Source organism: Streptococcus sp. Marseille-Q8145 (assembly GCF_965112035.1).
The window spans coordinates 228,435-253,289 of record NZ_CBCOPQ010000005.1 but is presented as its reverse complement, the minus strand read 5'-3'; the positions used below and the strand labels follow the sequence as shown (position 1 = coordinate 253,289).

At 41.7% G+C, this 24,855-nt stretch carries 23 protein-coding genes and 1 pseudogene; 18 read left to right on the top strand and 6 right to left on the bottom strand.

Going from position 1 to position 24,855, the window contains the following annotated elements:
- The first annotated feature begins 2 nt into the window (after positions 1 to 2).
- The 18 genes and pseudogenes from ACWPVL_RS11025 to ACWPVL_RS10940 all read left to right on the top strand — a co-directional run.
- A complete protein-coding gene (locus tag ACWPVL_RS11025) occupies positions 3 to 917 on the top strand; it encodes an MBL fold metallo-hydrolase (RefSeq protein ID WP_048764406.1) in 915 nt (304 codons plus the stop codon).
- Between the two features lie 105 nt (positions 918 to 1,022).
- Positions 1,023 to 1,874 carry a ribosome biogenesis GTPase YlqF gene (ylqF, locus tag ACWPVL_RS11020; protein WP_454388956.1) on the top strand — a complete coding sequence of 284 codons (852 nt, stop codon included), beginning with the start codon at positions 1,023 to 1,025 and terminating at the stop codon, positions 1,872 to 1,874.
- Positions 1,861 to 2,628 (top strand): ribonuclease HII, encoded by a 768-nt coding sequence (locus ACWPVL_RS11015; protein ID WP_454388954.1) that lies wholly within the window; start codon positions 1,861 to 1,863, stop codon positions 2,626 to 2,628. The genes ylqF and ACWPVL_RS11015 overlap by 14 nt, the downstream gene beginning before the upstream one ends.
- Positions 2,629 to 2,657: 29 nt before the next feature.
- Positions 2,658 to 3,221, top strand: a complete 564-nt coding sequence (locus ACWPVL_RS11010) for a sugar O-acetyltransferase (RefSeq protein WP_454388952.1) — start codon at positions 2,658 to 2,660, stop codon at positions 3,219 to 3,221.
- 105 nt (positions 3,222 to 3,326) lie between these two features.
- On the top strand, positions 3,327 to 4,169 hold the full coding sequence (gene dprA / locus ACWPVL_RS11005; protein ID WP_454388950.1) for a DNA-processing protein DprA: 843 nt from the start codon (positions 3,327 to 3,329) through the stop codon (positions 4,167 to 4,169).
- A gap of 84 nt (positions 4,170 to 4,253) precedes the next feature.
- Positions 4,254 to 6,347 (top strand): type I DNA topoisomerase, encoded by a 2,094-nt coding sequence (topA, locus tag ACWPVL_RS11000; protein ID WP_454388948.1) that lies wholly within the window; start codon positions 4,254 to 4,256, stop codon positions 6,345 to 6,347.
- A gap of 57 nt (positions 6,348 to 6,404) precedes the next feature.
- A complete protein-coding gene (locus ACWPVL_RS10995) occupies positions 6,405 to 6,905 on the top strand; it encodes a nucleotidyltransferase (RefSeq protein ID WP_148888983.1) in 501 nt (166 codons plus the stop codon).
- Positions 6,902 to 7,846, top strand: coding sequence for a hypothetical protein (locus ACWPVL_RS10990; RefSeq protein ID WP_148888982.1), 945 nt, complete (start codon positions 6,902 to 6,904; stop codon positions 7,844 to 7,846). The genes ACWPVL_RS10995 and ACWPVL_RS10990 overlap by 4 nt, the downstream gene beginning before the upstream one ends.
- Before the next feature lie 157 nt (positions 7,847 to 8,003).
- Positions 8,004 to 9,338, top strand: coding sequence for a methylenetetrahydrofolate--tRNA-(uracil(54)-C(5))-methyltransferase (FADH(2)-oxidizing) TrmFO (gene trmFO / locus ACWPVL_RS10985; RefSeq protein ID WP_454388945.1), 1,335 nt, complete (start codon positions 8,004 to 8,006; stop codon positions 9,336 to 9,338).
- Between the two features lie 115 nt (positions 9,339 to 9,453).
- The gene (locus tag ACWPVL_RS10980; RefSeq protein WP_454388943.1) at positions 9,454 to 10,278 is read left to right on the top strand and encodes an alpha/beta hydrolase; all 825 of its coding nucleotides are present in this window, start codon (positions 9,454 to 9,456) and stop codon (positions 10,276 to 10,278) included.
- A gap of 26 nt (positions 10,279 to 10,304) precedes the next feature.
- A complete protein-coding gene (locus ACWPVL_RS10975) occupies positions 10,305 to 11,045 on the top strand; it encodes an esterase family protein (protein ID WP_454388941.1) in 741 nt (246 codons plus the stop codon).
- A 27-nt stretch (positions 11,046 to 11,072) separates the two neighbouring features.
- A complete protein-coding gene (locus ACWPVL_RS10970) occupies positions 11,073 to 12,239 on the top strand; it encodes an ATP-grasp domain-containing protein (protein WP_454388939.1) in 1,167 nt (388 codons plus the stop codon).
- A 392-nt stretch (positions 12,240 to 12,631) separates the two neighbouring features.
- Positions 12,632 to 13,600, top strand: coding sequence for a thiamine pyrophosphate-dependent dehydrogenase E1 component subunit alpha (locus ACWPVL_RS10965; protein ID WP_454388937.1), 969 nt, complete (start codon positions 12,632 to 12,634; stop codon positions 13,598 to 13,600).
- Between the two features lie 18 nt (positions 13,601 to 13,618).
- On the top strand, positions 13,619 to 14,611 hold the full coding sequence (locus ACWPVL_RS10960; protein ID WP_149517319.1) for an alpha-ketoacid dehydrogenase subunit beta: 993 nt from the start codon (positions 13,619 to 13,621) through the stop codon (positions 14,609 to 14,611).
- 219 nt (positions 14,612 to 14,830) lie between these two features.
- Positions 14,831 to 15,874, top strand: a complete 1,044-nt coding sequence (locus ACWPVL_RS10955) for a dihydrolipoamide acetyltransferase (RefSeq protein ID WP_454388935.1) — start codon at positions 14,831 to 14,833, stop codon at positions 15,872 to 15,874.
- Positions 15,875 to 15,918: 44 nt separating this feature from the next.
- Positions 15,919 to 17,622, top strand: a complete 1,704-nt coding sequence (gene lpdA, locus ACWPVL_RS10950; RefSeq protein ID WP_454388933.1) for a dihydrolipoyl dehydrogenase — start codon at positions 15,919 to 15,921, stop codon at positions 17,620 to 17,622.
- Between the two features lie 58 nt (positions 17,623 to 17,680).
- Positions 17,681 to 18,670 carry a lipoate--protein ligase gene (locus tag ACWPVL_RS10945; protein WP_454388931.1) on the top strand — a complete coding sequence of 330 codons (990 nt, stop codon included), beginning with the start codon at positions 17,681 to 17,683 and terminating at the stop codon, positions 18,668 to 18,670.
- Positions 18,671 to 18,773: 103 nt separating this feature from the next.
- A pseudogene (locus ACWPVL_RS10940) lies at positions 18,774 to 19,193 on the top strand (hypothetical protein); the annotation flags it as partial.
- A gap of 76 nt (positions 19,194 to 19,269) precedes the next feature.
- On the opposite strand, the gene xerS reads toward ACWPVL_RS10940, so the two are convergent.
- The 6 genes from xerS to ACWPVL_RS10910 form a co-directional block, all read right to left on the bottom strand.
- The gene (gene xerS, locus ACWPVL_RS10935) at positions 19,270 to 20,340 is read right to left on the bottom strand and encodes a tyrosine recombinase XerS (protein WP_454388929.1); all 1,071 of its coding nucleotides are present in this window, start codon (positions 20,338 to 20,340) and stop codon (positions 19,270 to 19,272) included.
- 182 nt (positions 20,341 to 20,522) lie between these two features.
- Positions 20,523 to 20,966: a MepB family protein gene (locus ACWPVL_RS10930; protein WP_454388927.1), complete on the bottom strand. Its 444-nt coding sequence runs from the start codon at positions 20,964 to 20,966 to the stop codon at positions 20,523 to 20,525.
- Between the two features lie 54 nt (positions 20,967 to 21,020).
- Positions 21,021 to 21,809, bottom strand: a complete 789-nt coding sequence (locus tag ACWPVL_RS10925; RefSeq protein WP_454388925.1) for an alpha/beta hydrolase — start codon at positions 21,807 to 21,809, stop codon at positions 21,021 to 21,023.
- A gap of 60 nt (positions 21,810 to 21,869) precedes the next feature.
- Positions 21,870 to 23,438, bottom strand: a complete 1,569-nt coding sequence (ffh, locus tag ACWPVL_RS10920) for a signal recognition particle protein (RefSeq protein WP_454388923.1) — start codon at positions 23,436 to 23,438, stop codon at positions 21,870 to 21,872.
- A 55-nt stretch (positions 23,439 to 23,493) separates the two neighbouring features.
- Positions 23,494 to 23,826: a putative DNA-binding protein gene (locus ACWPVL_RS10915; protein WP_005590307.1), complete on the bottom strand. Its 333-nt coding sequence runs from the start codon at positions 23,824 to 23,826 to the stop codon at positions 23,494 to 23,496.
- Between the two features lie 116 nt (positions 23,827 to 23,942).
- Positions 23,943 to 24,641: a GntR family transcriptional regulator gene (locus tag ACWPVL_RS10910; protein WP_454388921.1), complete on the bottom strand. Its 699-nt coding sequence runs from the start codon at positions 24,639 to 24,641 to the stop codon at positions 23,943 to 23,945.
- Positions 24,642 to 24,855 lie beyond the last annotated feature (214 nt).

The window sequence follows — 24,855 nt, the reverse complement described above, 5'->3', positions numbered from 1 at the left end:
AGATGACAGAACTCAAATTACAAGAGTATCAGTTTGGGGAAATGAAGCTGACTTGGTTGCGTGGAGCGGATAAGCTCACAGATGCAGGCACCTTGTTTGGCCCGGTACCAAAGGTTGTTTGGTCGCGTTATTATCCAACAACAGAAGAAAATATGATGGCTGAACTGACAGATCCGATTTTGATTCAATACAAGGGGCAGAATTATTTAATTGATGCGAGTTTTGATACGGCTAAGCTGTCTGATAAACAACGCCGCAATCTCGGTATTCTTTCTGAGAGCCGTGTTGAAGAAAGCTTGGCACTCTTGGGATTAAAGCCAGAAGATATTTCCCATATTTTAATGACACACATGCACCATGATCACTCTGGCGGTTTGACTAGACTAGATGAAAACAATCAGCTTGTTTCAAAATTCCCAAATGCAAAGATTTTTGTAAATGAGATGGAATGGTACGAAATGCGAAATCCCAATAGTCGGACAAGGGGAACTTATCTGAAGGAAAATTGGGAGCCAATCCAAGATCAGGTTGAAACTTTTACTGAATATCTGAACGTCATTCCAGAAATTCAAATGGTTCATACAGGCGGTCACAGTAATGGTCACAGCATCATCTTACTCAAACAGGGCGAGGAAACCATGATTCATATGGCTGATTTGGTGCTGACTCATGCTCATCGGAAACCTCTGTGGGTTGCTGCGGTAGATGATTATCCGATGCGTTCAATCGTTGCCAAAGACAAATGGCTCAAAGAAGCTTTTGAAAACCACTATAAGTTTTTCTTTTACCACGATCAATTTTTCGCAGTTGCTGAGTTTGATCAGACTGGTGAGGAGTTTGTTGATTATGTGACTAGGATTCGTGAACCGCGAGTTCCATTCACAGATAAGCAGGATCGTAAACCGTCATTTTTATAAGAATAGAGAATCGCTTCTATCAGTTCGAGGGAGCGATTTTACTATTTTATTCTCTATTTTTTTGGTATAATGAGATACTAGAAGATTGTAAGAAAGAGGTTTTTAATGGCAACGATTCAATGGTTTCCTGGGCACATGTCCAAGGCTCGGAGACAGGTTCAAGAAAGTATTAAATTTGTAGATTTTGTGACGATTTTGGTGGATGCAAGGTTGCCCTTGTCCAGTCAAAATCCTATGTTGACCAAAATTGTTGGGGATAAGCCCAAATTATTGATTTTAAACAAGGCCGACTTAGCGGATCCAAACTTAACCAAGGAATGGCAGGCCTATTTTGAAAGTCAGGGAATCAAAACCTTGGCTATTAACTCTAAGGAACAATCTGCAGTTAAAAAAGTGACCGAAGCAGCTAAGAAATTAATGGCTGATAAACTAGCTCGCCAGCGGGAAAGAGGAATTCAAATCGAGACCTTGCGGACCATGATTATCGGGATTCCCAATGCTGGAAAGTCAACGCTGATGAACCGACTGGCTGGTAAGAAAATCGCGATAGTCGGCAATAAACCAGGGGTCACCAAAGGTCAGCAGTGGCTCAAGTCCAATAAGGATTTGGAAATTCTGGATACGCCAGGGATTCTTTGGCCAAAATTTGAAGATGAAATGGTGGCTTTGAAACTCGCTTTGACGGGTGCTATCAAGGACAATTTGCTGCCCATGGACGAAGTTACTATTTTTGGACTCAATTATTTCAAAGAGCATTATCCTAAGGCACTGCAGGAGCGCTTTAAGCAGCTAGATTTAGAGCTGGAAGCGCCAGACATGATTATGGATATGACCCAGAAATTGGGCTTCAGAGAGGACTATGATCGCTTTTACAGTCTCTTTGTCAAGGAAGTGCGTGATGGGCGCTTAGGTCGCTATACACTGGATACATTGGAGGAATTGGATGGCTACGATTAAGGAAATCCAAGAGCAGTTGGCTCAAGTATCTGACTTGCAGGATCCGCTTTTTCAAGAATTGAAGCAGGATGAGCGAAGCGGTGTTCAAAAACTCTTACTCAAGCGCCAAAAAGAAATCCAAGCAGAGCTAGATGAAGACTTACGTCTAGAGTACATGCTGCGCTATGAAAAAGAACTCTATAGTCAAGGATTTCAGGTGATTGCTGGCATTGATGAAGTCGGACGAGGTCCCTTAGCTGGGCCAGTAGTTGCAGCAGCAGTCATTCTGCCTCCTAACTGCAAAATCAAGGGGCTGAATGACAGTAAAAAGATTCCCAAGAAAAAGCATGAGGAAATTTATCAAGCGGTGCTAGATCAGGCTTTAGCCGTTGGCTTGGGGATTATGGATAATCAAACGATTGACCGAGTCAATATCTATGAAGCGACCAAGCTAGCCATGACAGAAGCGGTAGCTCAGCTCAAGATAAAGCCAGATTACCTCTTAATCGATGCTATGAAGTTAGACTTGCCCTTGCCCCAGCAGTCCATTATTAAGGGCGATGCCAATTCCCTATCCATCGCTGCGGCTTCTATCGTAGCCAAGGTGACGAGGGACAAGATGATGGCGGAATTTGATCAGATTTATCCAGGCTATGACTTTGCCCAGAATGCTGGTTATGGTACCAAATTGCATCTGGAAGGACTGGACAAATACGGTGTCACACCGATTCACCGCAGAAGCTTTGAACCGATCAAATCCATGACAAATTTATAAGAAATCCTAATCGTTATGGGGAGACAAGTATGACTAGCGAATACCAAAAAATGATTGCAGGAGAGAACTACAGCCCTCAAGATCCTGAATTAAGAGCGTTGGCTGCTCGCTCGCGAGAGTTTCAGTATCGTTTTAACCAAGAACGAGATGTTGAAAAACGCAGCGCTATCGCCAAGGAGTGGTTCGGCAGTACAGGGGAGAATCTGTGGTTGCATCCAGATTTGGTCTGTGATTATGGAGTTAACATTCACTTGGGGGAGAATTTTTATTCCAACTGGAATTTGACCATGCTGGATGTCTGTCCTATTACCATTGGAAAGAATGCCATGCTGGGTCCCAATTGCCAGTTTCTGACGCCGTTGCATCCGCTTGACCCAGTGGAAAGAAATTCCGGTATTGAATACGGGGCGTCTATTAAGATTGGTGACAATTTCTGGGCTGGTGGCGGCGTAACCATTCTGCCAGGCGTGACGCTGGGAGATAATGTCGTAGTTGGAGCTGGTGCAGTGGTGACTAAATCATTTGGCGATAATGTAGTCCTAGCCGGCAATCCTGCTAAGATTATTAAGGAAATTCCTGTTCGTGAAGAATAGAAGAACTCAACAATTTTCTCAATAATTAATCGAATAAGAAACAAGGAACTGTATTGCAGTTCTTTTTTTGAACTTTTTTACGAATAAGAAAGTGAGGTGATAGAAATGAATAATTTTGAAATTTATAAAATGAAAAAAGCTGGCTTAACCAATCAACAAGTCTTAAATATCTTGAGATATGCAGAAAATAAAGAGGGGGAGCTATCTTTGAGAGACAAGGCCGTCGTTTCTGAGTGCCGCAATCCCGCACTCTTTATGGAAAAGTACAAGCGACTTGATTTACCAGCTTTGAAAGAAGAGTTTGAACGTTTTCCGTCCTTTTCAATCTTGGATGATGTGTATCCTTGGGATCTATGCGAGATTTACGATGCACCGACTTTGCTATTTTATCAAGGAAATCTAAATTTGCTAGAAATGCCCAAGATAGCCATTGTCGGTAGTCGAGACAGCAGTAAGCAGGGCAATGCTGCTGTGCAGAAAATCATCAAGGAGTTGAATAATGAACTGGTTATCGTCAGCGGACTGGCTCGTGGGATTGATACCGTGGCCCACATGGCTGCACTGCAAAATGGTGGCCAAACTATTGCTGTCATTGGGACGGGACTAGATGTCTTCTATCCCAAGGCCAATCAAAAACTACAGACTTATATTGGTAAAAATCATTTATTGCTGACGGAGTATGGGCCGGGTGAACAGCCCCTGAAATTCCATTTTCCAGAGCGAAATCGTATCATCGCAGGTCTTTGTCGAGGCGTCATCGTGGCAGAAGCCAAGATGCGCTCAGGCAGCCTGATTACCTGTGAGCGAGCAATGGAAGAGGGGCGGGATGTTTTTGCCATTCCAGGGTCAATTTTAGATGGAAAATCTGACGGTTGTCATCATTTGATTCAAGAGGGCGCAAAGTGCATCACATCGGGATCTGACGTCCTATCTGAGTTCCAATTCTAAAACAAGTTTTCCTATAGAGAATGTTGTGAGTTGACATCTATCAAAAAATAGTTTACACTCTATGAGATTTATTTCTTATAGAAGGTGTCTAATTTGGTAACAAAAACAAAGAAAAAGTCTACGACTAAGAAAAATCTTGTCATCGTAGAGTCGCCTGCCAAGGCAAAAACAATAGAAAAGTATCTGGGGCGAAACTATAAAGTTCTGGCCAGTGTGGGGCATATTCGCGACTTGAAAAAGTCCACTATGTCCATTGATTTTGAGAACAACTACGAGCCACAATACATCAATATTCGTGGTAAAGGTCCGTTGATTAATGACTTGAAAAAAGAAGCGAAGAAAGCTAAGCAAGTCTTTCTGGCAAGTGACCCGGACCGTGAAGGAGAAGCTATTTCTTGGCATCTGGCCCACATTCTTAATCTGGATGAGAAAGAGAAAAACCGTGTCGTCTTCAATGAAATCACCAAGGATGCGGTCAAGAATGCTTTTAAAGAGCCGCGTCAGATTGATATGGATTTGGTAAATGCCCAGCAAGCTCGTCGGGTTCTGGACCGTTTGGTTGGTTACTCCATTTCTCCTATTCTTTGGAAGAAAGTCAAAAAGGGCCTGTCAGCTGGTCGGGTGCAGTCTGTCGCCCTTAAGCTGATTATCGATCGGGAAAATGAAATCAATGCCTTCAAACCTGAAGAATACTGGACAATTGACGGAACTTTCAAGAAAGGAACTCGTCAGTTTCAGGCTAGCTTCTACGGCATGAATGGCAAGAAGATGAAGCTGACCAACAACGATGAGGTCAAAGAAGTTCTGTCTCACCTCAAGGGTGATGACTTTACTGTCGACAGCGTTGAAAAGAAGGAGCGCCGACGCAATGCTCCGCTACCCTACACGACCTCCTCTATGCAGCAGGATGCCGCTAATAAGATTAATTTTCGAACTCGTAAGACCATGATGGTGGCCCAGCAGCTCTATGAAGGGATTAATATCGGTTCTGGCGTACAAGGTCTCATTACCTATATGCGTACCGACTCGACTCGTATCAGCCCTGTGGCGCAAAATGAAGCAGCAAGCTTTATTACGGATAAATTTGGTGCTAAATATTCCAAACATGGCAGCAAGGCCAAGAACGCTTCTGGCGCTCAAGATGCCCACGAAGCCATTCGTCCTTCCAGCGTTTTCAATACACCGGAAAGTATCGCAAAGTATCTGGATAAGGATCAGCTTAAGCTCTATACGCTGATCTGGAACCGTTTTGTAGCCAGTCAAATGACAGCAGCAGTCTTTGATACTATGAATGTGAAACTAGAACAAAACGGTGTCCAATTTGCAGCTAACGGCAGTCAGGTCAAGTTTGATGGTTATCTGGCTATTTACAACGACTCTGACAAGAATAAAATGCTGCCAGATATGGAAAAGGGCGATACCGTCAAACGTGTCAATACCAATCCAGAACAGCACTTTACCCAGCCGCCTGCACGTTATTCTGAAGCAACTCTCATCAAAACTTTGGAAGAAAATGGTGTTGGCCGGCCGTCTACCTATGCACCGACCATTGAGACTATTCAGAAACGCTACTATGTTAAGCTGGTTTCCAAACGCTTTGAACCGACTGAACTAGGTGAGATTGTCAATTCGCTAATTGTCGAATTCTTCCCAGACATCGTGAATGTGAAATTTACAGCCGAAATGGAAGCAAAATTGGATGATGTAGAAGTTGGCAAAGAGCAGTGGCAGAAGATTATTGACGAATTTTACAAACCTTTTGAAAAGGAAGTGGCTAAAGCTGAGTCTGAGATGGAGAAAATCCAAATCAAGGATGAGCCGGCCGGTTTTGACTGTGAGGTCTGTGGCAGTCCCATGGTTATCAAGTTAGGTCGATTTGGCAAGTTCTATGCTTGTAGTAATTTCCCAGACTGTCGTCACACTCAAGCTATTGTCAAGGAAATCGGTGTGACCTGCCCGCAGTGTCAGAAAGGTCAAGTTATCGAGCGTAAGACTAAGCGAAATCGCATTTTCTACGGCTGTGATCGTTATCCAGATTGTGATTTCACATCTTGGGACAAGCCAGTCGGTCGGGACTGTCCAAAATGCGACCACTATCTAGTTGAAAAGAAAGTTCGTGGTGGCGGCAAGCAAGTGGTCTGCAGCAATGGTGACTATCAAGAAGAAAAAGTGAAATAGTTATTTTACATAATTTATATAACGTAAAATATTTTTCTGAAGAAGAGGTGCAGTTTTATGATGGGTAAATTTGCAGAGTTTCTAAAAATCGCGTCTCAGCTGAATAAGATGGGAATTGTTCCACTTCTGATGGGTTCTCTAGGTCTGGAGCAAGTTACTGGGCAAGACTGGCAAGTGCGTGATATTGATATTCATGTTCATGGTGATGAGCGTGGATGGGAAGCACCAGATGAAGAGCGCATTTACGATATGGACAAGATTGAACCTATGATGGAGCGCTTGGGCTATCGCTTGGTCGATCTGCACGAGCATGAATTTCAAAAAGAAGATCTATCTATTGAGTTTGGAGCCATGGAAACCTTGGAGGCTTTTTCAGGTGTGCCGCTAGAGAAGCTGACTCGAAAAGAAGTTGATGGTATTGAGTTTTTACTGCCGACTCCAGAGCAATTTTTAGCTATCTACCGCGCCTCTTCCCAAGATTCTTACCGAAATGATAATAACAATCATAAGGATTTTTCTAAGATTGCTTATTTAGAGGAGATGTTAAAAGCAAAGTGATTAAGAAAATAATTAGTGTGCTGTTTTCTATTCTCACATTATTTATGTTGTCTGCATGTAACAACAGAGTCGATCGTGATTTAGCTAAAACAGCTATTTCAAACATTCGTTCCGTAGTAGAAGCTGCAGGGTTAGAAGCAGAAGGATACTCGACAGCTGATACCTTTGGTTATCAGGGATCTCCAATTTATATTAAAGGAACGAAACAATTTGTTGATGTCTATGTGGATTTTGAAAAAGATTATGTTGAGAGCACTCCAGTCCTTAAATACAATCCGAGGCTTAAAGAAGTTGAAAAGAAAGAATTCTTTGGTTTTTCCAAGAAAACAGTCTACCGTTTAGAAATGGAGTATGTTTCCGAAGATGATAACTATGACCGACTTGAGGAAGCTTACAATAGGATACTTCAAAGTGATAGTTTGACTTTTACATATTTAAAAGATGATCAGCTTAGGAAGCTTTATATTAAAAACTCAATTGAATTGGAATCTTTTAAATCCTATTACTCTCTAGTTCCAAAAGAAGAATACAGTGGTAACCCGAAAACCCGTCTTGAAGAACAAGAAAAAAGAGAGGCATTTTTGAAGACGGATGTAGAAGAACTAATTCCGTTAATCGAGGATTTAGACCCAAGTAGAGTCAACAATCTCGATGAAGAAACGTTTGTTCGCAATCAAGATACACTCTTAAAAAGAGTTGTTGATAATCGTTCGACCTTTAGTATTCACATACACACTGATATAGAACAGGTACGAAAACAAAACCTCCAAGTAACTAATGAAAATATTGACAATTGGACAGACTCTGATTTCCAATATTTACTTGCTCAAATAGTTGAAATTGAAAAACTACCTAGGAATACAGAAGTAGGATTTGGTATAAGTTACGAAGATAATAGTCATCTGTATGCTTATAAGACATTCAGTTTTAATAAACATTAATTTATGAAAGACATTCAGGAATTCTCCTGTCTGTCTTTTTACTTAGCTTTTTGGTATAATGGACCAAGTATTAATTTAGAAAGATTTGTGGGTGTCAAATAGTCTAGTAGCTTGTTTTTATTTGGACTCAGTTTCCACCCAAAGAGGTATTAGTGTCGTGTCTCAATCTTATATCAATGTTATCGGTGCTGGTCTAGCTGGCAGTGAAGCAGCTTACCAGATTGCCAAGCGTGGCATCCCAGTCAAACTCTATGAAATGCGGGGCGTCAAGTCGACACCTCAACACAAAACTGCGGACTTTGCAGAACTGGTCTGCTCTAACTCCCTGCGAGGAGACGCTTTGACTAATGCAGTTGGTCTGCTTAAGGAAGAAATGCGGCGGTTGGACTCGGTCATCTTAAAGTCAGCGGAAGCGACTCGCGTGCCAGCTGGCGGCGCTCTAGCAGTTGATAGAGAAGGCTTTTCGCAGCTAGTAACGGAGCAAGTGACCAACCATCCATTGATTGAAGTCATTCGTGAGGAAATCACTGAAATTCCAGAGGATGCCATCACAGTCATTGCGACAGGTCCGCTGACTAGCGATGCTTTGGCAGAAAAAATCCACGCGCTCAACGGTGGCGACGGCTTTTATTTCTACGATGCGGCAGCGCCAATCATCGATGTCAATACCATCGATATGACCAAGGTCTATCTCAAATCCCGCTATGACAAGGGCGAAGCGGCCTATCTCAATGCGCCAATGACTAAACAAGAATTTATGGATTTCCATGAAGCTTTGGTCAATGCGGAGGAAGCACCGCTCAATTCCTTTGAGAAGGAAAAATACTTTGAAGGCTGCATGCCTATTGAAGTAATGGCCAAGCGAGGCATTAAAACCATGCTTTATGGACCGATGAAGCCGGTTGGCTTGGAATACCCAGATGACTACCAAGGCCCTCGAGATGGTGAATATAAGACGCCATACGCTGTAGTGCAGCTTCGTCAGGATAATGCTGCAGGCAGCCTTTACAACATAGTCGGCTTCCAGACCCATCTCAAGTGGGGCGAGCAAAAGCGAGTGTTCCAGATGATTCCTGGCCTTGAGAATGCAGAATTTGTCCGCTATGGTGTCATGCACCGCAACTCCTATATGGACTCTCCAAATCTGCTGGAACAGACTTTCCGCTCTAAGAAACAGCCCAATCTTTTCTTTGCAGGACAAATGACGGGTGTCGAAGGCTATGTTGAGTCTGCGGCTTCTGGTCTAGTGGCAGGTATCAATGCCGCTCGACTCTTCAAGGGAGAAGAAGCACTTGTTTTTCCAGAAACAACAGCAATCGGCAGTCTGCCGCATTATATCACTCACGCTGATAGCAAGCACTTCCAACCGATGAATGTCAATTTCGGTATTATCAAAGAGCTAGATGGCCCTCGGATTCGTGATAAGAAAGAGCGTTATGAGAAGATTGCTGAGCGTGCCTTGCAAGATTTACAGCCTTATTTGGATAAATAATCTATTTTCTATCATTATCTAATAAAAATCATTAAAAAGTTAGGAAATTCCTAACTTTTTTGCTTAATTTGTGTTATAATAAATAAAAATTTTGAAAATAGAAAGTTTTCTGAAAATGAATAAATCCTATTTCTATCTTGATATGAAAACTCATGAGTTGGTGGTTCCTTACACCAAGCAAAAACGGCGCGTGCGAGTGCTGCTCCCTAAAAATTATGAACAAGATACTAAAAAGACCTATCCTGTCGTCTATTTTCACGATGGACAAAATGTCCTCTATAGCAAGGAGTCTTTCAGTGGGCATTCTTGGAAAGTGATTCCGACAATCAAGCGTAATCCTGATATTGAAAAAATGATAGTCGTAGCAATTGACAATGATGGACTACGACGGATGGATGAATATTCCGCTTGGAAGTTTCAGGAGTCCAATATTCCTGGTGTCCAGTTTGGCGGCAAGGGAACAGAGTACGCAGAGTTTGTCATGGATGTCGTCAAACCTTTTATTGACGAAAACTATCGGACTAAGCCTGACCGCCATCATACGGCTATGATTGGTTCTTCATTGGGGGGCAATATTACCCAATTTATCGGCATTGAATATCAGGATCAGGTCGGCTGTCTAGGTGTTTTTTCATCGGCCAACTGGCTCCACCAAGAAGCTTTTGACCGCTACATAGAGCGTCAGAAGTTACATCCAGACCAGCGAGTTTTCATCTATGTTGGAACAGAGGAAGCTGATGATACAGATAAGACTCTCATGGCGGGCAATATCAAGCAGGCCTATATTGATTCATCGCTCAGCTATTACCGGCAGCTGATTGCTGCTGGTGTGGAGCTGGACAATCTCCACATCAAAATCCAGTCAGGGGCGATTCACAATGAAGTGGACTGGGCGGAAAATCTGCCCGACTGTTTCCGCTTTATCAGTGAAAAGTGGTAGGAAAAGAAGCAAAAAGGAGAAAAGAAATGCATGTAGAATTTTTAAGTCATTGGAGCGGTCATTTGAACCGTGAAATGTATGTCAATCGTTACGGTCATGCTGGTATTCCAGTAGTAGTCTTTGCTTCGTCGGGCGGTTCTCACAATGAATATGCTGATTTCGGCATGATTGAAGCCTGCTCTTGGTTCATCGAGACAGGGAAGGTTCAGTTTTTCACTTTGAGCAGCATAGATAGCGAAAGCTGGCTGGCGGACTGGAAACATCCTCATGACCGTGCTGAGATGCACCGTGCTTATGAGCGCTATGTTATTGAAGAGGCAATTCCCTTTATCAAACACAAGACAGGCTGGTTTGATCCAATGATGACGACAGGCTGCTCTATGGGCGCTTATCATGCAGTCAATTTCTTCCTCCAACATCCAGATGTTTTCAATAAAGTAATCGCCCTCAGTGGTGTCTATGATGCACGTTTCTTTGTCGGTGACAATTTGAACGACGAAGCCATTTATCAAAACTCACCAGCTGATTATATCTGGAACCAAAATGATGGTTGGTTTATTGACCGCTATCGTCAGGCTGATATTATCGTTTGTACCGGTTTGGGCGACTGGGAGCAGGATGGCCTTCCTTCATTTTACACACTGAAAGAAGCCTGCGAACACAAAAATATTCCAGCTTGGTTTGCTGAATGGGGTCATGATGTGTCTCATGATTGGATTTGGTGGCGCAAGCAGATGCCTTATTTCTTGAGCCAGTTAAATCTCTAAAATGTTAAGTAGAAAGGAAGTCTTACTATGAATTATATTGTTATTTCACCTTATTATCCAGAAAATTTCCAGCAGTTTACGATTGAGCTGGCTAACAAAGGTATTACATTGCTTGGTATCGGACAGGAGCCTTATGAGCAGTTAGGCCCAGGACTCCAGCATGCCTTGACTGAGTATTTCCGTGTTGACAATTTGGAAAATTTGGACGAAGTTAAACGTGCGGTAGCCTTCCTTTTCTACAAACATGGACCGATTGACCGCATTGAATCCCATAATGAATACTGGCTGGAGCAAGATGCCCAGTTGCGGGAACAATTTAACGTTTTTGGAGCCAAGCCGGATGACCTGAGAAAGACCAAATTCAAGTCTGAAATGAAGAAACTCTTCAAGAAAGCTGGTGTGCCAGTCGTTCCAGGTCAGGTTGTCAGAAAACTATCGGATGTGGATCAGGCTGTCAAAAAAATCGGCCTTCCTCTGATTGCTAAGCCAGATAATGGAGTAGGTGCTGCAGCCACGTTTAAGATTGAGACAGCTGCGGATGTCGAGCATTTTAAAGAAGAATGGGATCAGGAGACTGTCTATTTCTTTGAAAAATTTGTGACTTCTAGCGAGATCTGTACGTTTGATGGCCTGATTGATTCTAAGGGAAATATAGTCTTTTCAACGACTTTTGATTACGCCTACACACCGCTTGACCTCATGCTTTATAAAATGGATAATTCTTACTATGTACTCAAGGAGATGGATCCAAAACTTCGTGCTTATGGAGAAGCCATCGTCCAAGCATTTGGCATGAAAGAGCGCTTTTTCCATATCGAATTTTTCCGCAAAGACGATGATTACATAGCTATCGAATACAATAATCGTCCAGCAGGTGGTTTCACCATCGATGTTTATAATTTTGCTCATTCGATTGATCTCTATCGTGGATACGCGAATATTGTGGCGGGTGAGCCTTTCCCTGAATCAGACATGGAGCCGTTATTCTGCTTGGCAACATCTCGTCGCGCAAGCTCACATTATGCCTATTCAGAGGCGGAGTTGTTAGAGAAGTATCGAGATAACTTTAAAGTCAAAAAAGACATGCCAGCAGCCTTCGCAGAGTTGCAAGGTGACTACCTCTACATGCTGACCACTCCAAGTCGAGAGCAGATGGAAGAGATGATTGCGGACTTTGGAAAGAAAGCAGAGTGATCTTTTATAGTAAATAGTTTCCTTACAGCGGTGAACATCCAGTCAGCATATATAATAGTGTTGCGGAAATAGAATGAGAAGATAGTTTTTAATCTATTGAACCATTCAAAAAATCTAAGAATGATAGTTTGTGAAATATTTATTTTTGATTTATCAATCAGCCTATCCATGCGATATGCTGATTTTTCTTTGTGAAAAAATTTGAGCAAAAACTTTGACAGTGCTTACAATATTCGCTAGAATAGAAGGGAAATAAATAATGCTTATACCCTGTATCATTCGGAATGATAGGACAGTTAGAACGCTTGGGATATTCATAATATCCTAGTACAACTTAAACAGTTGCAGCTGCCCGTACATACGATTGAATGGGGTTTTAGAAAGGCAAAGAAATGGCAACCTTAGATAAATCTCTCTTATTAGAGATGTTCCGTAAGATGGAAGAGATCCGTCGCATGGACTTGAAAATTGCGCAACTTGTAAAAAAAGGAAAAGTTCCAGGCATGACTCACTTTTCAGTTGGTGAGGAAGCAGCAAACGTTGGTGCAATGTTAGCTTTGAACTCGGATGATTTAATCACTTCTAATCACCGTGGACACGGTCAAGCCATTGCCAAAGGCATTGACCTGAATGGTATGATGGCTGAAATCCTTGGTAAGTATAATGGTACTTGTAAAGGAAAAGGCGGCTCTATGCATATTGCCGATCTGGATGCTGGAAACCTTGGTGCCAATGGTATTGTAGGTGGCGGTATGGGAATCGCTGTCGGAGCAGCTCTGACCCAGCAAATGAAAAAGACAGGCAAGATTGTTGTCTGCTTCTTTGGTGACGGTGCAACCAACGAAGGTGTTTTCCATGAAGCAGTCAACATGGCTTCCATCTGGAATCTACCGGTAATTTTCTATTGTATCAATAACGGCTATGGTATTTCTGCTGACATTAAGAAAATGACCAATGTTGACCATATTCATCAACGTAGTGCAGCCTATGGCATTCCAGGTATGTTCATCGAAGATGGCAATAATGTTCTGGATGTTTATGAATGCTTCCAAAAGGCTGTCGAGCATGTTCGCAGTGGTAAGGGACCAGTTCTGATCGAGAGTGTGACCTATCGTTGGTTGGGACATTCATCTTCTGACCCTGGTAAATACCGTACTCGTGAAGAAGTAGACGAATGGAAGAAGAAAGATCCAATCGAAAATCTTCGTAACTACTTGCTGGAAAACAAGATTGCAAGCGAGGAAGAGCTGGAAGCTATCCAAGCTGGAGTCAAAGAAGCAGTAGAAGCATCTGTTAAGTTTGCAGAAGAGAGCCCATTCCCGCCGCTTGAATCTGCCTTTGAAGATATTTACGCAGACTAAAGAGAGGAGAAAATCAAAATGGAAACTAAAACTATGTCTTTTCGTGACACCATTATCCTCGCTATGTCTGAGGAAATGCGTCGTGATGAAAATGTACTCTTGATGGGAGAGGATGTCGGGGTCTTTGGTGGAGATTTCGGAACATCTGTTGGTATGCTGGAAGAGTTTGGACCTGAGCGTGTACGTGACTGTCCGATTTCAGAAGCAGCGATTTCTGGAGCAGCAGCAGGAGCAGCCATGACAGGTCTTCGTCCAATTGTCGATATGACCTTCATGGACTTCGCTGTGATTGCCATGGATAATATCGTCAACCAAGCGGCTAAAACTCGCTATATGTTTGGCGGTAAAGGGCAAGTTCCAATGACCATTCGTTGTGCGGCTGGTAACGGAGTTGGCTCTGCGGCTCAGCACTCTCAGTCTTTGGAATCTTGGTTTACCCACATTCCAGGATTGAAGGTAGTAGCACCAGGTACTCCAGCTGATATGAAAGGCCTCCTCAAGGCCTCTATCCGAGACAATAACCCAGTTATTATCTTGGAATATAAGTCTGAATTTAACCAAAAAGGGGAAGTGCCAGTCGATCCTGAGTATGTTATTCCACTTGGCGTTGGCGAAATCAAAAAAGAAGGTACTGATGTAACAGTTGTTACCTACGGAAAAATGCTGCGCCGTGTCATGCAGGCAGCTGAAGAATTGGCAGAAGAAGGTATCTCTGTAGAAGTCGTTGACCCACGTACATTGGTGCCGCTTGATAAGGACATTATCATCAACTCTGTTAAAAAGACTGGTAAGGTCGTTCTGGTCAATGATGCTCACAAAACCAGCGGTTTTATTGGTGAAATTTCAGCGATTATTGCCGAGTCTGAAGCATTTGACTATCTAGATGCACCAATCCGCCGTTGTGCAGGTGAAGATGTGCCAATGCCTTATGCACAAAACTTGGAAAACGCAATGATTCCGACTGTTGAAAGCATCAAAGACGCTATTCGGAAGACATATCATAAAGAATAAGGTATAATAAAGAAAAGGCTTTCTCGTGGATTAGATTACATAGAATTATTTATGTAATCTAATCTTGTGTAGAGGGTCAAAGAAGTTAAAACTTCTGTGATGGCTGATAGTCGTTACAAATAGCATTAAAATAACTTGTAGGGTTACGACTGTAAGGAATTGAAACTATTTTTCTTTGCAGTCAGTGCCCTTAGTATCATAATTAGAATTGGAGAGGTCATGGCTGATGATAAGCTAAGAGCGACTCCTGCTGCTAGAAAGTTAGCGGATGATTTGGGAATCAACCTCTATGATGTTTCTGGCTCAGGCGCAAACGGTCGTGTCCACAAAGAAGACGTGGAAACTTTTAAAGATACAAACGTGGTGCGGATTTCACCACTGGCAAAACGAATTGCCCAAGAACATAATATCGCTTGGCAAGAAATTCAAGGAACTGGCCATCGTGGCAAGATTATGAAAAAAGATGTCCTTGCCTTTCTGCCTGAAAATATCGAAAATGATACCATCAAGTCTCCTGCTCAGATCGAAAAAGTGGAAGAAATTCCAGACAATATCACTCCTTATGGTGAGATTGAGCGTATTCCAATGACACCAATGCGTAAGGTTATCGCCCAACGTATGGTTGAATCCTACTTAACTGCGCCAACCTTCACGCTCAACTACGATGTCGATATGTCAGAAATGTTGGCGCTTCGTAAGAAGGTTCTTGAGCCAATCATGGAAGCAACTGGTAAGAAAATTACGGTTACTGACTTGCTTTCTCTTGCGGTTGTTAAGACACTGATGAAACACCCTTATATCAACGCTTCATTGACCGAAGATGGCAAGACCATTATCACTCACAACTATGTCAACCTTGCTATGGCTGTGGGAATGGATAATGGCTTGATGACACCTGTTGTTTACAATGCTGAGAAGATGAGCCTTTCAGAGTTGGTTGTAGCCTTCAAGGATGTGATTGGACGTACCTTGGATGGCAAATTAGCTCCAAGTGAACTGCAAAATTCAACCTTCACAATCAGTAACTTGGGAATGTTTGGTGTTCAGTCCTTTGGTCCTATCATTAACCAACCAAACTCAGCAATCCTCGGGGTTAGCTCAACAGTTGAAAAACCTGTTGTCGTTAATGGTGAGATTGTGATTCGTCCAATTATGAGTCTGGGATTAACGATTGACCACCGTGTCGTAGATGGTATGGCTGGTGCTAAGTTTATGAAAGACTTGAAAGCCTTAATTGAGAACCCAATCTCAATGTTGGTTTAAGTCAGCTATTATTATTTTAGAGTTTTAGATAAAGGAAGTAAGACATGGCCTTAGAAGTAATTATGCCAAAAGCCGGCGTGGATATGACAGAAGGACAAATCGTCCAATGGAATAAAAAAGTCGGAGAATTTGTAAAAGAAGGAGAAATCCTTTTGGAAATCATGACTGACAAAGTCAGCATGGAATTGGAAGCCGAAGAAGATGGATACTTGATTGCCATCCTTAAAGGAGATGGTGAAACTGTTCCAGTAACGGAAGTCATTGGTTACCTTGGTGAAGAAGGGGAAAATATCCCAACAGCTGGAGCGGCTGCACCAGAATCAAAACCTGCACCTGCAGCTATCGCCTCAAACGACGATGGTAAGAGCGATGATGCCTTTGATATCGTTGTGATTGGTGGAGGTCCTGCTGGTTATGTTGCAGCGATTAAAGCTGCCCAACTCGGTGGGAAGGTTGCCCTTGTTGAGAAATCAGAACTCGGTGGAACCTGCTTGAACCGTGGATGTATCCCAACTAAGACCTACCTTCACAACGCTGAAATCATTGAAAACATCGGTCATGCAGCAAATCGTGGTATCGTCATTGAAAATCCAAACTTCACCGTTGATATGGATAAACTCCTTGAAACCAAGTCTAAAGTTGTCAATACCTTGGTAGGTGGTGTTGCAGGACTCCTTCGTAGCTACGGAGTTACTGTTCATAAGGGAATTGGTACAATCACTAAAGACAAGAATGTCTTGGTTGATGGCTCAGAATTGCTTGAAACTAAGAAAATCATCCTTGCTGGTGGTTCAAAAGTCAGCAAGATCAACGTTCCTGGTATGGAATCTCCACTTGTGATGACCAGCGATGATATTCTGGAAATGAACGAAGTACCAGAAAGCCTTGTTATCATAGGTGGTGGGGTTGTCGGTATCGAACTTGGTCAAGCCTTCATGACATTTGGTTCAAAAGTAACCGTTATCGAAATGATGGACCGTATCGTTCCAGCTATGGATGCGGAAGTATCTAAGAATCTTCGCTTGATTTTGGAACGCAAAGGCATGACTATCTTGACAGGTACAAAACTCCAAGAAATCATCGAGGAAAATGGTCAACTTCGTATCAAGGTTGAAGGAAAAGATGATATCATCGCAAATAAAGCCCTTCTTTCAATCGGTCGTGTTCCAGATCTTGAAGGAATTGGCGATGTTGAGTTTGAATTGGATCGTGGACGTATCAAGGTCAATGAATACATGGAAACTTCTGTTCCAGGCATCTACGCACCAGGTGATATCAATGGTACTAAGATGTTGGCGCACGCAGCCTTCCGCATGGGTGAAGTTGCCGCTGAAAATGCCCTTAAAGGAAATCATGCTGTCGCCAAATTGAATTTGACTCCGGCAGCCATCTACACTCTTCCTGAAGTAGCAGCAGTAGGTCTAACTGAAGAACAAGCTCGTGAGAAATACGATGTTGCCATCGGTAAATTCAACTTTGCAGCTAACGGTCGTGCCATTGCATCAGATGCAGCTCAAGGTTTCGTAAAAGTCATCGCTGATAAGAAATACGGAGAAATCCTTGGTGTTCATATCATTGGTCCTGCAGCTGCAGAATTGATCAACGAAGCGTCAAGCATTATCGAAATGGAAATCACTGTTGAAGAAATGCTGAAGACCATCCACGGACACCCGACCTACTCTGAAGTGATGTACGAAGCATTTGCGGATGTTTTAGGAATGGCCATCCATTCCCCTAAGAAAAAATAAAACGAAGATAGATTAGACTGGAAGCTTATTTCCAGTCTCTATCGTATAAAGGGATATCATGAAATATATTATCAATCATTCAAACGACACTGCCTTTAATATCGCCTTGGAAGAATATGCCTTTAAACACCTTTTGGATGAGGATCAAATCTTCCTACTTTGGATCAATAAACCATCTATCATTGTCGGGCGTCATCAAAATACTATTGAGGAAATTAACCGCGATTATGTTCGAGAACATGGCATTGAAGTAGTCCGCCGTATCAGTGGTGGTGGAGCTGTTTACCACGATTTAAACAACCTCAACTACACCATCATTTCAAAAGAAGATGAAAACAAGGCCTTTGACTTCAAGAGCTTCTCAACTCCAGTTATCAATACCTTGGCTCAACTAGGCGTTAAAGCTGAGTTCACAGGCCGTAACGACCTTGAGATTGACGGAAAGAAATTCTGTGGAAATGCCCAAGCTTATATCAACGGCCGTATCATGCACCACGGATGCTTGCTCTTTGACGTTGATTTGTCAGTCCTAGCAAATGCCCTCAAGGTTTCAAAAGATAAATTTGAATCAAAAGGCGTGAAATCCGTCCGTGCCCGTGTAACCAATATTATCGATGAATTACCAGAGAAAATTACAGTTGAAGAATTTCGTGATTTACTATTGGAATACATGAAAAAAGAGTACCCAGAGATGACTGAATACGTCTTCTCAGAAGAAGAATTAGCTGAAATCAACCGCATCAAGGATACCAAGTTTGGAACTTGGGACTGGAACTACGGTAAATCACCAGAATTTAACGTCCGTCGAGGAACAAAATTCACTAGTGGTAAGGTTGAAGTTTTTGCCAACGTCATTGAATCAAAAATCCAAGACATCAAAATCTATGGTGACTTCTTTGGTATCGAGGACGTTACAGCCGTAGAAGATGTCCTTCGTGGAGTGAAATACGAACGTGAAGATGTACTTAAAGCCTTAGAAACAATTGACATTACACGCTACTTTGCTGGTATTAGCCGTGAAGAAATCGCTGAAGCAGTAGTAGGATAATAAAAGAATCCATTTAAGATGGATTCTTTTATTACATTTAGACTTGATAATCAAGCTGATTAGAGTATAATAGAGAGGAAAAATGAAAAGGAGTTATTCATTTTTCCAAAATCTTATAATTGGCGGTCTTCTTCCCGATGAAATCAAAGTAAACAAAGAGGACTTAATGCCTTTGAAAGACATTGTTGATAGTTTTTGTATTATGTATGCTGCAGCAAATAACCGACTTGAAAATAGTAAGGCTTATGAATTCATGAAAGATAAGACAGTGTTCTTTATTGGTAAACTGTTAACTGACGATCTTAAAAATGGTGGCGAAATTTCTTATATGGGAATCGAAAGAGAATCAGCTGATGGAACTACTTATGAAGCAGTAAAATGTTTTCTAACTAAAGAGAGTGCTGAGCAGTACAATGATTCAAAAAAACCTGTAAGCCCAGCAAATCTAGCCTATCTGCAAGCCTTTTGGGGTAAACCAGTAATTATAGAGCCACACCGTAACTACTGGATTGAGTTTAAATAAATAAAAAACGAAAGATAAAGGAATTGGTCTTTCGTTTTTAAGTGCGATCTATATTACATAATTTATTTTATGTATTTTACAGACTATCCAAAGCATTCTTTTGCTCATCATTAACGATATGGGTATAGAGGTCGGTGACTTGTGTACTGGCGTGTCCTAGCTGATGGCTGACCAAAACTTGCGATTTAGTAGCATCATAGAGCCTAGTTGCTAGGGTATGGCGTAGTTTGTGGGGAGTTACACGGACTTTGAAGTCCTCAGAGTACTTAGCAACCATCTTTTCAACACTAGAAGCATCAATACGATTGGGAACACCACGATATAAGGTCAGAAAGAGTGCTGTATCCGTCTTTTCCGTCTTATAGCGTTGATTTCGAATGGCGAGATAATTTTCAAGATAAGGCTTAGCAAAGGCAGCGACATTGACCGAGTCACGTTTACCACCTTTTCGAGTGACATCTATAACCATCATTTTGAGATTAAGGTCTCTTAGATCCAGATTAACAGCTTCAGATAAGCGGACACCAGATGCTAGAAGAAGGGCGATAATGGCTAAATCACGTTCTTTATTTTTATTAAAGGAGGATAAGGCGCGATTTGAGAGTTGTTGTGGGTACTCTTGGTCGATATAAGTCAAAAAACCTTCTGTTTCATCACCTAGAAAGAGTTTTTGCTTGATGTTTTCAGCTCTAGCAGCAAGTGTTTCTTTCTTTTTCTTGGTTGAAACTTTCTTCATTACATTACGATAGAAATAAGGCTCCCCCTGGTCGTTTTCAACCTCCTCGGTCAGATACTTGTAAAGACTGGAAAGTGCTGACAAGGTTCGATTGATGGTCGTCTGAGAGACACCTTGCTTGGTTGTATTAGCATTCAGCAAAGGTCGTTCACGTAGATACAGGATAAAGGATTCCATATCTTTTTTAGACATATTTTCCAAGACTGATAAAGGAATGTCAGACATTTTATCAACATTTGAAATATCAGACTCCAAAACCCAGCTGAAAAATCGATCGTATTCCTTGAGGTATTCGTACAAGGTCGTAAAACTATAGGGAACAGCAAGCTTTGATTGGTAGTATTCCAGAACATACCAGGGCATGATTTGTTTTAGTTTGTCGATTCGTTCCAGTAAAATCTCACGTTTCATTCCATCTTCCTCGTGATTTTTCTATAAAAGAAGTATAGCATATCTAGATATATTTTTCAAGAAAATTATAGTTTTTCGGAAAGATCGTAGGAGAAATTAAGCAATCTGACTTTACTACAAAATAGATAATAAAAAACAAGACAGAATTGATAAACTAAACTCTGTCTTGTTTTACCTGAAGCTTATTCTTCTAATTCGATTTTTTGAAAATAATCCAGTTGCCATTTTTGTGTTGTTTGTGCTGTTTTATTTAAATTGCTGCACCAGGACGGATAAAACCGCATCGCCATCTTTCCTTTACAATCCTTTGTAGAAAGAATTTTTTTACTGATAGCCACCTCTTTGGGAATGATAAATATACCGCAATGACGGTCGTCGATAACGACAATTACCAGTTCATCCCCTAAGTCTTTATCAGTATATGGAATATTCTTGTTGTCTGGGGCTTTTTTCCAAAAGACTGTAAAGTAGCCTTCTTTTTTGGGTGTTTTCTTTGCCAAACGGCATCTTTTATATTCTTGATCATCCTTTGGCTTAATCAAAATGCTTTCATAGTCTTCATTCCATTTTTCATTTATCAGATCGAAGTCACCATAATACCTATGAAGAATGGCTGTCATTTTCATTGTTTTATTGTCTTTCTAAATTTTTTACCAAAATAAAATTATGTAATATAATTATTAGAATAAAAACTCCCTAATTAAATCAATGGCTTGATCATTTTGCGGCAGAGATGAATGATGAGCATCCTTTCCTGCGATGATAGCCTCTCTGTATGAAGCAATTTTGCCTTTGTAAATCAGGCGCCCTGCTTCTACACTGCTTCTATGAACGATGCCATCGCCATCTCGGAAAAATATTCCTAAAATCGATAAATGCTGCAGCTTCTTAGGCAGTTTTCCTTGGTTGGCTACAAAGTCGTCTAGCATCGGGACTCGATGATTGAGATTTTTCTTATCCAGATTGTAAGGACTGCCAATAGTCAGGAGCTTTTCCATCCCCAACCCTGAATGGTTTGCTAGGTATTGCTGCAGGAATACTGTATAAACTAGTCCGCCATTAGAATGTCCCAGTCCTTTAAAGCTGTTAAAAGAGTACTTTTCTTGCAAAACAGTTATGGCAGCGTTGAACATAGCAGCCTGCTTCTTGATATTTTTGTAACCATCGCGATTATTCTGAAAACCAACCACAAAAATTGGATTTCTATCCTTGAGCTTCAAATGCCCTCGATAAGTCATGCGGCCGTCATTCCAGACTATTATACGAATCAGACTATGGTGTGGATGCTGCCCGTGATTGAGCATTCTAACCATTTTATTAAAACGATTCTCCGTTGCTGAACTCCCCGGAATCATGATGATTGGCTGAATATCAACTTTGCTCAAGGGCAGATGGCTGATGGGATGGGAAGTGAGTTTCGCTTGTATGTCGTTATAAAATCGAATTAGGTACTTAATAAACTTTTTCATTTCTTTTTCCTAAATGTACAAAACAAGTTACATAAACTAAATTATGTAACTTGTTTGCGATTACTTCCGTTTTTTCTTGTTTTTCTTCATTTGCTTGGCCATTTTATTCATGCTGCGGCGCATGAGGAATTCTCCTGCTTTACCTTTGAGACCACCGCCAAAAAGTTGACTCATATCTGGCATACCTGCTCCGCCTAAAGCAGATAAATCAGGCATACCGCCTTGGCCCATCATGCCTTCTAAAGCTGACATATCAGGCGTGCCACCCGGCATATTTTTAGGAAGATTGTTAGGATTGAGCCCCATCTGTTTCATCATTTTATTCATATCTCCAGATAGGACGCCCTGCATCATCTGTTTAGCTTGGTTAAAGTCTTTGATAAACTTATTGACTTCGACAAAGCTATTACCAGAACCAGCCGCAATCCGACGGCGACGACTCGGGTTGAGCAGATCTGGATTTTCCCGTTCTGCTGGCGTCATAGAGGATACGATGGCACGTTTACGGGCAATTTCTTTTTCATCTACTTTGATATTTTTGAGAGCAGGATTATTGGACATACCTGGCAGCATCTTGAGCAATTCTTCCATAGGTCCCATATTCTGAACTTGGTCCAGTTGGTCGATGAAATCATTGAAATCAAAGGTGTTTTCCCGCATTTTTTCAGCCATTTCAAGAGATTTCTTCTCATCGTACTCTTGAGCGGCCTTTTCAATCAGGGTCAGCATATCCCCCATACCGAGGATACGGCCAGACATACGGTCTGGGTGGAAGGTTTCGATATCAGTAATCTTTTCACCGGTACCAGTGAACTTGATTGGTTTGCCAGTAATCTGACGGACTGACAGAGCTGCACCACCACGAGTATCCCCATCAATCTTGGTCAGGATAACCCCAGTTACTTCGAGTTGATTGTTAAATTCACGGGCTACATTTGCTGCTTCCTGGCCGATCATGGCATCGACAACCAGCAGAATTTCATTTGGCTGTGCTAAAGCCTTGACATCAGCTAGCTCCTGCATGAGTTTTTCATCAATTTGTAGGCGACCAGCCGTATCAATCAAGACATAGTCATTGTGATTAGCCTTGGCTTGCTCCAAACCTTGACGGACAATCTCTACTGCTGGAAACTCGGTACCCAAGGCAAAGACTGGTACATCAATCTGTTGCCCTAGTGTTTTCAGCTGATCAATAGCCGCTGGACGGTAAATGTCCGCCGCAATCATCAAAGGACGAGCATTTTCTTCTTTCTTGAGTTTATTGGCCAATTTACCCGCAAAGGTCGTTTTACCAGCCCCTTGCAAACCGACCATCATGATAACAGTCGGAATCTTTGGTGACTTGATAATCTCGGCAGTATCAGAACCTAGAATGGCTGTTAGCTCTTCATCTACGATTTTGATGATTTGTTGAGCTGGATTGAGCGTGTCAATAACTTCGTGTCCGATAGCTCGCTCACGAATCTTTTTAATAAAGTCTTTAACAACAGGCAGGGCAACGTCAGCCTCCAAGAGAGCAAGACGGATCTCCTTGGTCGCTTCCTGAATATCACTCTCAGAAATTTTTCCCTTTCTGCGTAGATTTTTAAAGACGTTCTGTAAGCGTTCAGTTAAATTTTCAAAAGCCATAAATGTTTCTCCTCTTAATTATCAAATGATGGAAATGGACAGATTTCTATCCGTCTTATTCTCGATTATCAATACTGGACAAAACCGCAAGCTGCTCCTGCAAATAGGGATCATCAGGGTATTTCTCCATAATCTGGTCGAAAATCTGACTTCTGACGATATAGTCAGAGTACATGTGCAGTTTCATTTCGTAGTCTTCCAGAATTTTCTCTGTCCGCTTAATATTGTCATAGACAGCTTGGCGGCTCACATTAAACTCCTCGGCAATCTCAGCAAGGCTGTAGTCATCCGCATAGTAGAGTTCGATATAGTTCATCTGCTTGTCGGTCAGCAAAGCCGCGTAAAACTCAAACAGAGCATTCATTCGATTTGTTTTTTCAATTTCCATAAAGACCATTATACCAAATAATCCCTTTAAACTCCACTCTTTCGCTAGGTTTGAAAATGGAGAATTATAAAAAAACTGCCGACTGACAGTTTTGTAACATAATTTGAATTATGTAATTATTTGTTTTCTAAATAAAATTCAAAGCGTTCGCCGACATACTGGCTTTTTACATACTCAAAGGCCGTTCCATCATCAAAATAAGAAACCTGTGTCAAGCCTAAAATAGCATGACCACGGGGAATTCCTAGGTATTTAGCGATTTTCTCCTTGGCCAAACGGGCGTAAATGGTCTGTTGGGACTTACCAATTTTATAGCCGTGCTCTTGCAGGGTTTGAAAGAAATGGCTGGTCACTTCTTCTTTTTTGAAATTTTTTATAAATTTCTCTGGAATTGAGGCAACTTCATAGACAACGGGGATATCGTCAGCGTAGCGAACCCGTTCCATGCGGATGATGTTCTCTGTCTTATGAATGCCCAGCTTTTCGACTTCTCGCTCGCTAGGCAGTGTCCGACGGTAGGAAATCAGCTGGCTGGACGGTATTTTCCCTTGAGACTTCATAATTTCTGTAAAACTAGTTGTTCCACGCATTTTTTCCTGAACGCGTGTACTTGCTACATAAGTCCCGCTACCGACTCGACGCTCTAGCACTCCTTCCTCCACCAGAAGAGTAATAGCTTGGCGCAGGGTCATTCTGCTGACCTCGAAAGTTTCAGCAAGATCACGTTCACTTGGTAAACGCTCGCCAATATCCCAAATACCCTCGTCAATATCTTTTTTTATTTGATCATGTATTTTCACATAAGCAGGTAACATCCATGGTCCTCTTTTCTGATTTTAAGCAGCTTTTTTATACATTTATTGTATTATCAATTAGTTTAAAAGTCAAACTAAATATCAATCAATGTAGGGAAATCCTATTTGTTTATCTTTTTTTAGAACAGATGTTTTAATTTCTCAGTTATTTTACTTACAGCTAGCCCTATTACCTTGGAAAAATTCGATTTTTGTGATAGAATGAGGGGAAAAG

What these genes read in the sequence shown, in the direction of transcription:
- ACWPVL_RS11025 (WP_048764406.1), top strand. Translation starts at nt 3, where the DNA reads ATGACAGAACTCAAATTACAAGAGTATCAGTTTGGGGAAATGAAGCTG.
- ylqF (WP_454388956.1), top strand. Translation starts at nt 1,023, where the DNA reads ATGGCAACGATTCAATGGTTTCCTGGGCACATGTCCAAGGCTCGGAGA.
- ACWPVL_RS11015 (WP_454388954.1), top strand. Translation starts at nt 1,861, where the DNA reads ATGGCTACGATTAAGGAAATCCAAGAGCAGTTGGCTCAAGTATCTGAC.
- ACWPVL_RS11010 (WP_454388952.1), top strand. Translation starts at nt 2,658, where the DNA reads ATGACTAGCGAATACCAAAAAATGATTGCAGGAGAGAACTACAGCCCT.
- dprA (WP_454388950.1), top strand. Translation starts at nt 3,327, where the DNA reads ATGAATAATTTTGAAATTTATAAAATGAAAAAAGCTGGCTTAACCAAT.
- ACWPVL_RS10995 (WP_148888983.1), top strand. Translation starts at nt 6,405, where the DNA reads ATGATGGGTAAATTTGCAGAGTTTCTAAAAATCGCGTCTCAGCTGAAT.
- ACWPVL_RS10980 (WP_454388943.1), top strand. Translation starts at nt 9,454, where the DNA reads ATGAATAAATCCTATTTCTATCTTGATATGAAAACTCATGAGTTGGTG.
- ACWPVL_RS10975 (WP_454388941.1), top strand. Translation starts at nt 10,305, where the DNA reads ATGCATGTAGAATTTTTAAGTCATTGGAGCGGTCATTTGAACCGTGAA.
- ACWPVL_RS10970 (WP_454388939.1), top strand. Translation starts at nt 11,073, where the DNA reads ATGAATTATATTGTTATTTCACCTTATTATCCAGAAAATTTCCAGCAG.
- ACWPVL_RS10965 (WP_454388937.1), top strand. Translation starts at nt 12,632, where the DNA reads ATGGCAACCTTAGATAAATCTCTCTTATTAGAGATGTTCCGTAAGATG.
- ACWPVL_RS10960 (WP_149517319.1), top strand. Translation starts at nt 13,619, where the DNA reads ATGGAAACTAAAACTATGTCTTTTCGTGACACCATTATCCTCGCTATG.
- ACWPVL_RS10955 (WP_454388935.1), top strand. Translation starts at nt 14,831, where the DNA reads ATGGCTGATGATAAGCTAAGAGCGACTCCTGCTGCTAGAAAGTTAGCG.
- lpdA (WP_454388933.1), top strand. Translation starts at nt 15,919, where the DNA reads ATGGCCTTAGAAGTAATTATGCCAAAAGCCGGCGTGGATATGACAGAA.
- ACWPVL_RS10945 (WP_454388931.1), top strand. Translation starts at nt 17,681, where the DNA reads ATGAAATATATTATCAATCATTCAAACGACACTGCCTTTAATATCGCC.
- xerS (WP_454388929.1), bottom strand. Translation starts at nt 20,340, where the DNA reads ATGAAACGTGAGATTTTACTGGAACGAATCGACAAACTAAAACAAATC.
- ACWPVL_RS10930 (WP_454388927.1), bottom strand. Translation starts at nt 20,966, where the DNA reads ATGAAAATGACAGCCATTCTTCATAGGTATTATGGTGACTTCGATCTG.
- ACWPVL_RS10925 (WP_454388925.1), bottom strand. Translation starts at nt 21,809, where the DNA reads ATGAAAAAGTTTATTAAGTACCTAATTCGATTTTATAACGACATACAA.
- ffh (WP_454388923.1), bottom strand. Translation starts at nt 23,438, where the DNA reads ATGGCTTTTGAAAATTTAACTGAACGCTTACAGAACGTCTTTAAAAAT.
- ACWPVL_RS10915 (WP_005590307.1), bottom strand. Translation starts at nt 23,826, where the DNA reads ATGGAAATTGAAAAAACAAATCGAATGAATGCTCTGTTTGAGTTTTAC.
- ACWPVL_RS10910 (WP_454388921.1), bottom strand. Translation starts at nt 24,641, where the DNA reads ATGTTACCTGCTTATGTGAAAATACATGATCAAATAAAAAAAGATATT.